Annotated in this window: 11 protein-coding genes; 6 read left to right on the plus strand and 5 right to left on the minus strand. The window is 53.7% G+C overall.

The annotated features are described in order from the left end of the window. The 3 genes from CHU32_RS09350 to rhlE all read right to left on the minus strand — a co-directional run bounded on the left by CHU32_RS09350 (position 1) and on the right by rhlE (position 3,932). The gene (locus tag CHU32_RS09350) at positions 1-1,608 is read right to left on the minus strand and encodes a PTS transporter subunit EIIC (RefSeq protein ID WP_103675515.1); all 1,608 of its coding nucleotides are present in this window, start codon (positions 1,606-1,608) and stop codon (positions 1-3) included. A 134-nt stretch (positions 1,609-1,742) separates the two neighbouring features. Further along, complete coding sequence (locus tag CHU32_RS09355; protein WP_103675516.1) at positions 1,743-2,477, minus strand: GntR family transcriptional regulator; 735 nt, start codon at positions 2,475-2,477, stop codon at positions 1,743-1,745. 117 nt (positions 2,478-2,594) lie between these two features. Further along, entirely contained in the window at positions 2,595-3,932 is a 1,338-nt protein-coding gene (gene rhlE / locus CHU32_RS09360) for an ATP-dependent RNA helicase RhlE (RefSeq protein WP_103675517.1), read from the minus strand. Between the two features lie 312 nt (positions 3,933-4,244). Here rhlE and CHU32_RS09365 point away from each other — a divergent pair, with 312 nt between their 5' ends. Beyond that, a complete protein-coding gene (locus tag CHU32_RS09365) occupies positions 4,245-5,045 on the plus strand; it encodes an HAD-IIB family hydrolase (RefSeq protein WP_103675518.1) in 801 nt (266 codons plus the stop codon). 179 nt (positions 5,046-5,224) lie between these two features. On the opposite strand, the gene CHU32_RS09370 is transcribed toward CHU32_RS09365, so the two are convergent. Continuing rightward, entirely contained in the window at positions 5,225-5,989 is a 765-nt protein-coding gene (locus CHU32_RS09370) for a DeoR/GlpR family DNA-binding transcription regulator (protein WP_103675519.1), read from the minus strand. Between the two features lie 191 nt (positions 5,990-6,180). Between CHU32_RS09370 and cecR the strand changes: the two genes are divergently transcribed. From cecR to CHU32_RS09400, 5 genes are all read left to right on the plus strand, one after another. Then, positions 6,181-6,849 (plus strand): transcriptional regulator CecR, encoded by a 669-nt coding sequence (gene cecR / locus CHU32_RS09375; RefSeq protein ID WP_103675520.1) that lies wholly within the window; start codon positions 6,181-6,183, stop codon positions 6,847-6,849. Positions 6,850-6,853: 4 nt separating this feature from the next. After that, positions 6,854-7,834: a secretion protein HlyD gene (gene hlyD, locus CHU32_RS09380; RefSeq protein ID WP_103675521.1), complete on the plus strand. Its 981-nt coding sequence runs from the start codon at positions 6,854-6,856 to the stop codon at positions 7,832-7,834. After that, positions 7,831-9,570, plus strand: a complete 1,740-nt coding sequence (locus tag CHU32_RS09385; protein WP_103675522.1) for an ATP-binding cassette domain-containing protein — start codon at positions 7,831-7,833, stop codon at positions 9,568-9,570. The genes hlyD and CHU32_RS09385 overlap by 4 nt, the downstream gene beginning before the upstream one ends. Beyond that, positions 9,560-10,693, plus strand: coding sequence for an ABC transporter permease (locus tag CHU32_RS09390; RefSeq protein ID WP_103675523.1), 1,134 nt, complete (start codon positions 9,560-9,562; stop codon positions 10,691-10,693). The genes CHU32_RS09385 and CHU32_RS09390 overlap by 11 nt, the downstream gene beginning before the upstream one ends. 394 nt (positions 10,694-11,087) lie before the next feature. Then, positions 11,088-12,194 carry an ABC transporter permease gene (locus CHU32_RS09400; RefSeq protein ID WP_103675525.1) on the plus strand — a complete coding sequence of 369 codons (1,107 nt, stop codon included), beginning with the start codon at positions 11,088-11,090 and terminating at the stop codon, positions 12,192-12,194. Here the strand turns inward: CHU32_RS09400 and CHU32_RS09405 are convergent. Beyond that, a complete protein-coding gene (locus CHU32_RS09405; RefSeq protein WP_103675526.1) occupies positions 12,156-12,566 on the minus strand; it encodes a YbhQ family protein in 411 nt (136 codons plus the stop codon). The two genes, CHU32_RS09400 and CHU32_RS09405, sit on opposite strands and share 39 nt — an antisense overlap. Between the last annotated feature and the right edge of the window lie 121 nt (positions 12,567-12,687).

Raw genomic sequence — 12,687 nt, forward strand, 5'->3', positions numbered from 1 at the left:
TTATTGCGTCTGTTGAACGAGTAAATGTTGTTTCACCGCGCTGGCAATACTTTCTACCTGCGGCCCATAAATCACCTGCAAGTCATTATCGGTGGCGCGGATAAATCCGCTGGCACCGCTGCGCTTAAGCGCTGCTTCATCCACTTTTTGCATATCAATTATTTTGACCCGCAGGCGCGTGAAGCAGCAGTCAACGTGTTGAATATTTTCTTTACCGCCGAGGCCGGTGATAATATGCGCGCTGTTTTCATCGATCGTTAATTTCCCATTGCTGAGTGCTGGCGCAGTACTTTCTTCTTCACGGCCTGGTGTTTTGGCGTGGGTGCGCAAAATAATCCACTTAAAGGCGAAGTAATACACCGGTGCCCAGATAGCGCCCAATAACAAACTGAACCACCAGTGGGTTTTCGCGCCGCCCAGAACACCAAAGACAATAAAGTCAATAAATCCGCCCTGAATATTACCAATCATCATGTCGAGCAGTTGCGCGCAGGCAAATGACAGTCCGCTCATTACGGCGTGAAAAATAAACAGCAGCGGTGAGACAAAAATAAAGCTGAATTCCAGCGGCTCGGTAATACCGGTGGTGAAGGAAGCCAACGCGCCCGCCATCATGAGCGCCTTAACCCGCTGTTTGTGTTCCGGTTTCGCGCAGCGGTACATCGCCAGCGCGGCAGCGGGCAGGCCAAACATCATCACCGGAATTTTACCCTGGGCCAGAAAACGCGTGGCTTCCCGGGTAATATCATCAGCTAATGCGCCAGGATGGGCCAGCGCGTAATTAAAGATCGAGAGCGCGCCGATCACACTTTCATTATTGACATTAACCATCCCACCGACCGGTGTAAAACGCACGGTTTCATTAAGAATATGATGCAGTCCGGTAGGAATTAAGATGCGCTCGGTGAAGGCATAAATAAAGGTACCGAATGCGCCGGACTCACCGATAAACTGCCCCAACCGAATAATCGCACTGGCGATAACCGGCCACACCAGCGACATTAAAACGCCGACCAGCGGCAGGACCATGACCGTAATAATCGGAACAAAGCGGCGGCCACCAAAATAGGCGATGGCCGCCGGGAGTGTAATCTTATAAAAACGGTTGTGGAGAATTACGGTTATCAGTCCGGCAATCACCCCACCGAGGACGCTCATTTGATAAGAGAAAATACCCAGGGTATTAGCAAATTCCGCGGAATACATCACCGCTTCGGTCTGGCTGTACCCTTTGGCCATAAAAGCCGCTGCCGAAGTCGTTTCTGGCGTTAGTCCTTGCGCCAGCAGGCTGTAATTAACACCAACATGAAAAGTGATGAAGCCAATTACCGCCGAGAGCGCTGCAGTCGGCTTTTCATCGCGGGCAAGGCCAATGGCACAGGCAATAGCAAATAACAGTGGAAGATTAGCAAATAATGCCCCCGCGACTTTGCGGATAAAACCAATGACTTGCTGCATCACCTCAGCATGAATAATGCTTTCGCCCACAATTGCCGGATTCTGCAATGCCGCCGCGAGGCCAAGAAAAATCCCCGCCGCCGCAATTACCGAGATCGGCATCATTAATGCCTTGCCTAAATCTTGTAAAAACTCACCTGCCCGACTCATATCGCATTCCCTGTAAGGTAGAAGTGGCTTAACAGACTGCACATGGCGGTAAGTATAGCGGGAACACATGTATAGTTGTCTAGCCCACTATTTTAAAAACAAGGTATCGATCACAATTTCACCGGCTAACAGGACTAGGGACGGGCGGCGGTCAGGGTAAAGCGGTAGTGCTGCTGATTGTAATAAATCTCTGAAAGTTCAAAGGGCGTGTTGTTACGTAATATGGCAACCGACGTGGCATGCAGCACCGGTTCATCGCGGTTGATGCCCAGCATATCGCGCACTTCCTGCGAAGGCAGTTCAGCGCGGATTTCTTTTTCCGAGCGCTCAACGGTGAAACCTTTGCGGCTGATATAGGCGTATTTCGACGCATTGAGATCGGCTTCATTTAGATCGTCGAAAGGACCGGTAATCATCCACGACTGCTCAAAAACAAACGGGATGTCCCCGACCAGCCGCAGCCGTTTCATAAACCAGACATCGTCACCCGGAGCAAGCGCAAGCGTTTCGGCAATTTCCGCCGTGGCTTTTTGGCGAAGAAGGCATATCAGCCGGTTAATGACCGGTTCTGCCAGCCCCAGCGTAGCTTCACTGGATGAAAGATGACGATCGAGCGGCAGTGAAATACGCAGATGTTTAGCAGGCTGCACGACAAATGTCCCCTGTCCTCGGCGACGTTCAACCTTGCCCTGGCGCACCAGATAATCAACCGCTTTACGTGCGGTCATGCGGGAAATGGAAAATTGCTGGCAGAGTTCATTTTCGGAAGGGATTGCATCGCCAGGTCGCAGCAGGCCGGCGGTAATTTGCCCGGTAAGATAGTGTTCCAGTTGCAGATAGACCGGCACGGTCGAGTGTTTATCAATCATTCACGATGCTCCCTGTAGAGAATGACATGTTAGCCACCCGGCGGCAAAGTGACAATGTCTGTGCAGGAAAAGCCATACCGGCTGAAAAGAAACAGGCCGGACAATCCGGCCTGTTTTTTATACTGCTGAAGGTTTGCGCGGACGGGAACGACGCGGCTTTTCACCGCCCGGTTTGCCGTCATTGCTGCGCGGGCCTCTGGCTTTCGGCGCACCGCCGTCAGTACGGCGCGGTTGCTGCTGCCCGCGACCGCCGCCTTGTCCGCGGCCACCGCCACGCTGCTGCTGACGGCCATTCTGAATCGGCTCGGCTTTGATCGACGGGTCAGGCTCATAGCCTGCCAGCGCGATGCGCGGGATTTCTTTTTTCAACAGACGTTCGATGTCGCGCAGCAGTTTGTGTTCATCAACGCAAACCAGCGAAAGGGCTTCACCCGTCGCCGCCGCACGTCCGGTACGCCCGATGCGATGTACATAATCTTCCGGCACGTTCGGCAACTCGTAGTTGACCACGTGCGGCAGTTCTTCGATATCCAGACCACGCGCCGCGATGTCGGTGGCCACCAGCACGCGAATCTCACCGGATTTAAAGTCGGCCAGCGCGCGGGTGCGTGCGCCCTGACTTTTATTCCCGTGAATAGCCGCGCTGCGAATACCGTCTTTATTCAGCTGCTCCGCCAGATGGTTAGCGCCGTGTTTGGTGCGCGTGAACACCAGCACCTGCTGCCAGTTTCCTTCACCAATCATCTGCGATAGCAGTTCACGCTTGCGTTTTTTATCCACCAAATGTACGTGCTGAGTGACCTGCTCGGAGGCGGTGTTGCGACGCGCTACTTCAATTTCCAGCGGATTACGTAACAGTTTTTCGGCCAGCGTTTTGATGTCGTCGGAAAACGTGGCGGAGAAAAGCAAATTCTGACGCTTCGCCGGCAGCTTAGCCAGCACGCGGCGAATATCGTGGATAAAGCCCATATCGAGCATGCGGTCGGCTTCATCCAGTACCAGCACTTCCACCTTATCCAGCTTAACAGCGTTCTGATGTTCCAGATCCAGCAGGCGACCCGGCGTGGCAACAAGGATGTCGACGCCGCTGCGCAGTTGCATCATCTGTGGGTTAATGCTCACCCCACCAAAGACCACCATGGAGCGGATGTTGAGGTGTTTACTGTAGTCACGCACGTTTTCGCCGATTTGTGCCGCCAGTTCGCGGGTAGGCGTGAGGATCAACGCGCGGACCGGGCGCTGCCCTTTTACCGGTGCACGTTGAGAAAGTTGCTGAAGCAACGGCAGCGTAAATCCGGCGGTTTTACCCGTACCGGTCTGGGCGCTGGCCATAATATCGCGGCCTTCCAGCACGGCGGGGATCGCCTGCTGCTGAATGGGGGTAGGCTCACGGTATCCCTGCTCTGCAACGGCACGCAGAATTTCAGGGCTCAGGCCAAGGGTATCAAAAGACATAACAACTCCACACCGCCCCGACCGTTACCGGTGTAGTTTTCAGGGAGATAGTAATAAGGCAGATGACAAAAACCACAATGTCATGAAGGGGCGGAGTGTAGCAGTTTTTGTGACGTGGCGCATAAATATCCCTTTCTGAGGCAGACAAAAGCGGGTGAGCTGTCTGCACCACATCATCGAGCAAGATTGAGCAATATCAAACATAAATAAACACAAAATTGCACAAAGCATCATACCCTGTTAGCGTGTTGATGATCCCTGGCGCACGATAACGGATGCCAGCAACTCACATAACAGACTGGAGGTTAACGGATGATTAAGCTCATCATTACTGATTTAGACGGTACTTTCCTGAACAGCCACGGAGAGTATGACCGGGCATTGTTTGCTGACGTCAGGGCATTAATGGCGGAAAAAGGCGTCCATTTTGCCGCCTGCACTGGCAAGCAATGTGAAAGAGTGGAAGAGTTATTCGGCGACTTCAGTCGTGATGTGTGGATCGTCGGCGACAGCGCCACGCGAATAAAATACAACGGTGAGTTTATGTTTCAGTCGCTTATCCGTAATGAAACCGGGCAGCGCATTATTTCTGCTCTCCGGCAGGCCAACGACCACCATGTGATCATCGCCTGTACCCAGGAAGGCGCAGCGATCCGGGCCGATACGCCACAGCATCTGAAAGATATCGTTCGCCGCTCCTATACCCATGTGATCCAGACCGACGACCTCGCCTCGCTAACCTGCGATTTCGTAAAAATCACTGTGTTCGATGAAAAAGGAACCTGTCCGCAAACGCGCCCGTATCTCACCCCCTTTGAGAATGACGCTTATATCGTTGTTTCAGAAGCCGCATGGATCGATATCGCTGACTACGGCATTCATAAAGGCACGACCGTACAAAAGTTGCAGGATTTACTCGGAGTAGGTCGGCATGAAACCATGGCGTTTGGCGATGGCTATAACGATCTCGAACTGCTGGCAGCGGCAGATTACAGTTTTGCGATGCGCAACGCCTTTGAAGAAACCAAAGCAGCAGCACGTTTTATCACTGGCAGCAATAATGAAAGCGCGGTTTGTACCACCATTCAGCAACTACTGGCGCTACAGTCATAACCGCGCGAAGCGGCTTCGTTATGGATGGCTGACAGATGTCATTCCGTGCCGTGATGCCTGGCAGGCCCATGGTTTGCGAATAATCAGTTAATATTGATGATGTTGTAGGCCGGGTACGGCGAAGCTGCCACCCGGCACAACGCATAGCAAAACCAGCTTTTCAGCCGTGAGAAAAAACGCTATTCCGCAATCTCAATACGCATATTTACATGGCTGAAATCCGCGATATTGGTCCCGGCGTTAACGACGACAATGTCGATATCTTCGCAGGAAGCAACTTTATAGCGGGCGACCTGCGGCATTTTATCTGCTGTAGCCGCCGCTATAACTTCACTGCTCTGGCTCAGCACCTCTTTTTTAAAGCAGGCATCTTCATAGTATACGGCGCTAAGCCCCGCCTGCGGGTCCAGTCCGCAAACACCAATAAATGTCTGATCGAAGATCATTCCCTGAATTTGCTTCACCGTATCTGCACTGAGCGTACTGCCCGTGAGCGGATTAATTTTCCCACCGAGCAAAATCACCTCGCCGTTACTGCGGCTACTAAGCGCGGTTGCGATTTGCGGTGAATTGGTCACGATGGTCAGTGTCAGATCGGCGGGAATAAATTCGACCATCGCCAGATACGTTGATCCGGCATCCAGAAAAATACAGCTATCAGCCGCAATAAATTGCGCGCACCGTCTGGCGAGAGTCGATTTTTCAACGGTATTTTGCGCCGCCCGTACTTCAAAAAGCGCGGACTGCTTGATCTGGCTGACGGCACCACCATACACTTTTTTGCAGATTCCTCGCCGGGCAAGCTCCTGAAGATCCCGGCGAATCGTATGCTCGGAAACCCCCAATTTTTGCGCCAGGTCAACACCTATTACGCGCCCCGTGTCGGTTAACATTTGCTGGATCAGAGCCAACCGTTGTTCGGGAAATGCATCATAATCTGCCACGTCAGGTCCTCAAATAATGATAATTCTGCATAATTTACCACAAAGTATCACTGTGAGCCTTCTGCGTTGGTTGTGCATTATATGCCCTCTGCTTTAAGGGGCCTCCCCTCACTAAAATACTCCGCCAATTGGACAAGTTCAAAAAACGACCTTATTATTAATCAATCGATTGATTAATTTTGGACTGTGCAATGACTTTACCCCCTATAACCACCAAAGGCGAACAGGCAAAAGCGCAGTTGATACATGCCGCGCTGGCGCAGTTTGGCGAGTACGGGCTGAACGCCACCACCCGCGACATCGCCGCTCTGGCGGGGCAAAATATTGCGGCTATTCCTTATTATTTTGGATCTAAAGAAGATCTGTATCTTGCCTGCGCGCAGTGGATTGCCGACTTTATCAGCGAGCAATTTCAGCCGCACACCCTTGTGGCAGAACACCTGCTGGCGCAACCGGTAGTGGATAAAGCAGCGATTCGCGGGCTTATCCTCAACGCCTGCGAAAATATGATCGCTCTGCTAACCCACGATGACACCGTCAACCTGAGTAAATTCATCTCCCGTGAACAGCTTTCCCCGACGGCAGGCTACCGGCTAATTCACGATCGGGTGATCGCCCCAATGCATACCCATATGACCCGGCTTATCGCCGCGTATACCGGTCTTGATGCCACGGATACGCGCACGATTTTGCATACTCATGCGCTGCTGGGCGAAATCCTGGCTTTCCGACTGGTGCGGGAAACAATCTTACAGCGGACCGGCTGGTCACAGTTTGATGAAGAGAAAGCGGGGCTGGTTTTCAAGACTATCACCAGTCATATCGATTTTATTCTGCAGGGATTATCGAAAGGAGCCTGACGTCATGAAAAAACCCGTCGTTATTGTGCTGATTGGCGTCATTGTGCTGGCTGCCATCGGCGGCGGCTGGATGTGGTATCACAGCCGGCAGAATCAACCGCTGACCTTATATGGCAATGTCGATATCCGCACGGTAAATATGAGCTTTCGGGTAGGTGGCAGGCTGGCCAGCCTGACGGTGGATGAAGGCGATTCAATTAAGGCGGGTCAGGTGCTGGGCGAATTGGATCGCGCGCCATATCAAAATGCGCTGATGCAGGCCAACGCTAACGTGTCTACCGCACAGGCCAAATACGATTTGGCGATGGCAGGCTATCGGGCGGAAGAGATTGCCCAGGCCAGCGCTGCGGTAAATCAGGCGCAGGCCGCGTATCAGTATGCGCAAAACTTTTATCAGCGCCAGCAAGGGTTGTGGAAAAGCCGAACCATCTCGGCTAACGATCTGGAAAACGCCCGCTCCTCACGCGATCAGGCGCAGGCCAGCCTGAAATCCGCCCAGGACAAGCTCAGTCAGTTCCGCGCCGGTAACCGTCCGCAGGAAATCGCTCAGGCAAAAGCCAGCCTTGAACAGGCCCAGGCGCAACTGGCGCAGGCCCGACTGGATTTGCAGGATACCACTCTTCTCGCCCCTTCCGGCGGTACGCTTCTGACCCGCGCCGTGGAGCCGGGCAGTATGTTAAACGCGGGCAGTACGGTACTCACCCTTTCGCTTACTCGTCCGGTATGGGTCCGCGCCTGGGTCGATGAACGCCATTTACATGAGGCACAGCCGGGACGTGACATCCTGCTTTATACCGACGGCCGCCCGGATAAGCCTTATCACGGCAAGATTGGGTTTATTTCTCCCACCGCCGAGTTTACGCCGAAAACCGTGGAGACCCCGGATCTACGCACCGACCTGGTTTACCGGATGCGCATTATCGTCACTGACGCCGATGATGCCCTGCGTCAGGGGATGCCGGTGACGTTGAGATTCGACCAATGACCGAAGCGCTGATCGCTCTTGACGGGCTGGAAAAACGCTTTGCCGGAATGGATAAACCCGCCGTCGCCCCGCTGGATTGCACCATTCGCGCGGGTTATGTCACCGGGCTGGTTGGCCCTGATGGCGCAGGCAAAACGACGCTAATGCGGATGCTGGCGGGGCTGCTCAAGCCCGATGCTGGCAGTGCCAGAGTTATAGGTTATGACCCGGTAACAGAGAATAACGCATTACATGCAGTGTTAGGTTATATGCCGCAAAAGTTTGGGCTGTATGAAGATCTGACGGTGATGGAGAATCTGTCGCTGTATGCCGATCTGCGCAGCGTTACCGGCGACGTACGTAAAAAAACCTTCGATCGCCTGCTGCAATTTACCTCTCTGGGCCCCTTTACCGCACGGTTGGCGGGGAAACTGTCCGGGGGTATGAAACAAAAACTGGGGCTGGCCTGCACCCTGGTTGGCGAGCCCAAAGTGCTGTTGCTGGATGAGCCGGGGGTCGGCGTCGATCCCATTTCCCGTCGTGAACTGTGGCAGATGGTGCACGAACTGGCGGGCGACGGCATGTTAATCCTCTGGAGCACCTCCTATCTGGATGAAGCGGAGCAGTGTCGCGATGTCCTGTTAATGAATGAGGGCCAGTTGCTTTATCAGGGCGAGCCAAAGGCACTGACCCGGACTATCAGCGGACGCAGTTTTTTGCTGCACAGCCCACAAGAAAATAACCGCCAGCTTCTTCAGCGAACGCTGAAATTGCCGCAGGTCAGCGACGGCATGATTCAGGGGAAATCGGTACGGCTGATCCTCAAAAAAGACGCAGTGGCGGAGGATATCCGTCGCGCCAGGGGGATGCCAGAAATAGAAATAACCAAAACCGCACCGCGGTTTGAAGATGCATTTATCGATCTTCTCGGCGGTGCGGGCGCGTCAGAGTCGCCGCTGGGAGCCATTCTGCATAAGGTAGAAGGTACGCCGGGCGAAACGGTGATTGAAGCGCAGCAACTTACAAAAAAATTTGGCGACTTCGCTGCCACTGATCATGTCAATTTTAGCGTCCGCCGCGGGGAGATTTTTGGTTTGCTGGGGCCAAACGGCGCAGGAAAATCCACCACCTTCAAAATGATGTGCGGCCTGCTGGTGCCGACGTCAGGCAAGGCGCTGGTACTGGATATGGATTTGAAAGTCAGCTCCGGCAAAGCGCGCCAGCATCTGGGCTATATGGCGCAGAAATTTTCACTCTACGGGAATCTGACGGTTGAACAAAATCTGCGCTTTTTTTCCGGCGTGTATGGGCTACGGGGTCGGACACAGAATGAAAAAATCTCCCGTATGAGTGAGGCATTTGGTCTGAAAGATATCGCCAATCACGCCACTGATGCCCTGCCGCTGGGCTTTAAGCAACGGCTGGCGCTGGCCTGCTCGTTAATGCACGAACCGGATATTCTGTTTCTGGATGAGCCGACCTCCGGCGTTGATCCACTCACCCGCCGCGAATTCTGGCTGCACATTAATAGCATGGTGGAGAAAGGGGTGACGGTGATGGTGACGACACACTTTATGGATGAAGCCGAATATTGCGATCGCATCGGCCTGGTGTATCGCGGAAAACTGATTGCCCACGGCACGCCGGACGATCTGAAAGCGCAGGCCGCTGATGATAAACAAAACGATCCGACGATGGAGCAGGCGTTTATCACGCTTATCAATAACTGGGATCAGGAGCATGCTCATGAGCACTAGCACCCTCTCCTTTCGCCGGGTCCGCGCCCTGTGCATCAAAGAGACGCGGCAAATCGTCCGCGATCCCAGCAGTTGGCTGATTGCGGTGCTGATCCCCCTGCTGCTGCTGTTCATCTTTGGCTACGGAATCAATCTCGACTCCAGCAGGCTGCGGGTCGGCATCTTGCTGGAAGAGCATAGTCAGGAGGCGCTGGATTTTACCCACGCCATGACCGGTTCCCCGTACATTGATGCCACTATCAGCGACAGCCGTCAGCAACTGGTGGAAATGATGCAGGCCGGGCGCATTCGCGGCATGGTGGTGATCCCCATTGATTTCGCCCGCAAGATGGCCCGCGACGGCGACGATGCCCCGATTCAGGTGATCACCGACGGCAGCGAGCCAAATACCGCGAATTTTGTGCAGGGTTACGTGGAAGGGATCTGGCAGATCTGGCAAATGCAGCGAGCTGAGGATCGCGGCGAAACCTTCGAGCCGCTGATCGACGTGCAGACCCGCTACTGGTTCAACCCGGCGGCCATTAGCCAGCACTTTATCATTCCAGGCGCGGTAACCATCATTATGACCGTGATTGGCGCGATCCTGACCTCACTGGTGGTGGCGCGGGAATGGGAACGTGGGACGATGGAGGCACTGCTGTCCACCGAAGTGACGCGCAGCGAGCTGCTACTGTGTAAACTTATCCCCTACTATTTTCTCGGCATGCTGGCGATGCTTTTGTGTATGCTGGTATCGGTCTTTATTCTTGGCGTACCGTATCGCGGCTCCCTACTGATACTGTTTCTCACCACTAGTCTGTTTTTACTCAGCACGCTTGGCATGGGCTTGCTGATTTCTACCATCACCCGCAATCAGTTTAACGCCGCCCAGGTAGCGCTTAACGCGGCGTTTTTGCCGTCAATCATGCTGTCCGGTTTTATTTTCCAGATTGAAAGTATGCCAGCGGCTATCCGGGTGGTGACGTACGTTATTCCGGCACGCTATTTCGTCAGCACCCTGCAAAGCCTGTTTCTGGCGGGCAATATTCCCACGGTGCTGGTGGTAAACGTACTGTTTTTGATCGCCTCGGCGGTAATGTTTATTGGGCTGACATGGATGAAAACCAGACGGCGTCTGGATTAGCGCTGGCATTATTTTGCCCGGTGGCGCTGCGCTTACCAGGCCTACAGTACGGGCATCGCTTTGCCCGGTGGCGCTGCGCTTACCAGGCCTACGGTACGGGCATCGCTTTGCCCGGTGGCGCTGCGCTTACCAGGCCTACAGTACGGGCATCGCTTTGCCCTGTGGCGCTGCGCTTACCAGGCCTACAGTACGGGCACCGCTTTGCCCGGTGGCGCTGCGCTTACCAGGCCTACAGTACGGGCATCGCTTTGCCCGGTGGCGCTGCGCTTACCAGGCTGCGGTACTGGCATCGCTTTGTACGGTAACAGTGAGGCGACTATGTCGCCACCCTGGCGGACGGCTCCCTCTCCCTCAGGGAGAGGGCTGGGGTGAGGGTGTTAACAGGAGAAAAGGTATGTTTTATCGCTTATGGACGTTAATTCGCAAAGAACTCCAGTCGCTGCTGCGCGAACCGCAAACGCGTGCCATCCTGATCCTGCCGGTGCTGATTCAGGTGTTTCTGTTTCCGTTCGCCGCCACGCTTGAGGTCAGCAACGCGACTATCGCCATTTATAACGAAGATAACGGTAAACATGCCATTGAATTAACCCAGCGCTTTGCCCGTGCAAAGGCATTTACCCATGTCGTGCTATTACGAAGCTCACAGGAAATCCAGCCAACGCTCGATACGCAAAAAGCGCTGCTGCTGGTACGTTTCCCGGCGGATTTTTCGCGTAATCTTGACGCCCTGCAACCTGCGCCAATGCAGCTGATCCTCGACGGACGCAACTCTAACAGCGCGCAAATCGCCGCAAACTATCTTCAGCAGATCGTGAAAAACTACCAGCTGGAACTGACCGAAAATCAGCCGAAACCTAATAACAGCGAACTGGTGGTGCGCAACTGGTATAACCCGAATCTGGATTACAAATGGTTTATCGTGCCGTCGCTGATAGCGATGATCACCACCATCGGGGTAATGATTGTCACCTCGCTTTCGGTCGCCCGTGAACGTGAACAGGGAACGCTGGATCAGCTTCTGGTATCGCCGCTGGCCACCTGGCAGATTTTTGTCGGAAAAGCGGTCCCGGCGCTGGTCGTGGCTACGTTTCAGGCCTCGGTGGTGCTGGCCGTTGGCATCTGGGCTTACCATATTCCCTTCGCCGGCTCGCTGGGACTGTTTTACTTTACGATGCTGATTTACGGTTTATCGCTGGTCGGCTTTGGGCTGCTGATTTCGTCGCTGTGCTCAACACAGCAGCAGGCATTTATCGGCGTGTTCGTCTTTATGATGCCCGCCATTCTGCTCTCAGGCTATGTATCGCCTGTCGAAAACATGCCGGTGTGGTTACAGAATCTGACGTGGGTGAATCCGATCCGCCACTTTACCGATATTACCAAACAGATCTATCTGAAGGATGCGAGTCTGGAGATTGTCTGGGGAAGTCTGTGGCCGCTACTGGTAATAGCGGCCAGCACAGGATCAGTGGCGTATATGATGTTTCGCCGTAAGATTGCTTAATTTTTTATCTTTTGCCAGAAGTGAGACAACCGCAGGGCCAGCAAGGATCGCCAGCCCAATCAGCGCCAGCAGCAAATTATTGTGCACCACGCGTGAGATCAACCACAGTACAATCAGGGCAGTACCAAAATACCAGGTGGTAGTCAGTTCTTCCAGCACGTCGGCAACATCGCGCCAGCGTCTTTCATGGTGGCGCTGGAGTGCCAGCATCAGTACAACTGTCACGCTATAAACAACGCATAAACCCAGCCCGACGCGCACCAGCGCCCCGCTCATCCAGCCCATGACCAATAGCGCCACAATCAGCAAATGCAACACAATCTGCCAGCAACTAAGACCCGTTGCGACACGAACACGTTGTTGCCACTTCATGGCATTTCTCCTGAAGAATTTTTAACTGATATCTCAGAGTACCGAACTTTACGGAAAATTCCGTAACAACGCATCTTTTTGTGACGCCTACTACACTATTTTAAACAGGACAGTGACGCTG

The organism is Superficieibacter electus (assembly GCF_002915575.1).
Taxonomy (GTDB): Bacteria; Pseudomonadota; Gammaproteobacteria; order Enterobacterales; family Enterobacteriaceae; genus Superficieibacter; species Superficieibacter electus.

Coding starts and splice junctions, on each gene's coding strand:
- CHU32_RS09400 (WP_103675525.1), top strand. CDS start 11,088: ATGTTTTATCGCTTATGGACGTTAATTCGCAAAGAACTCCAGTCGCTG.
- CHU32_RS09350 (WP_103675515.1), bottom strand. CDS start 1,608: ATGAGTCGGGCAGGTGAGTTTTTACAAGATTTAGGCAAGGCATTAATG.
- CHU32_RS09355 (WP_103675516.1), bottom strand. CDS start 2,477: ATGATTGATAAACACTCGACCGTGCCGGTCTATCTGCAACTGGAACAC.
- hlyD (WP_103675521.1), top strand. CDS start 6,854: ATGAAAAAACCCGTCGTTATTGTGCTGATTGGCGTCATTGTGCTGGCT.
- rhlE (WP_103675517.1), bottom strand. CDS start 3,932: ATGTCTTTTGATACCCTTGGCCTGAGCCCTGAAATTCTGCGTGCCGTT.
- cecR (WP_103675520.1), top strand. CDS start 6,181: ATGACTTTACCCCCTATAACCACCAAAGGCGAACAGGCAAAAGCGCAG.
- CHU32_RS09385 (WP_103675522.1), top strand. CDS start 7,831: ATGACCGAAGCGCTGATCGCTCTTGACGGGCTGGAAAAACGCTTTGCC.
- CHU32_RS09390 (WP_103675523.1), top strand. CDS start 9,560: ATGAGCACTAGCACCCTCTCCTTTCGCCGGGTCCGCGCCCTGTGCATC.
- CHU32_RS09405 (WP_103675526.1), bottom strand. CDS start 12,566: ATGAAGTGGCAACAACGTGTTCGTGTCGCAACGGGTCTTAGTTGCTGG.
- CHU32_RS09365 (WP_103675518.1), top strand. CDS start 4,245: ATGATTAAGCTCATCATTACTGATTTAGACGGTACTTTCCTGAACAGC.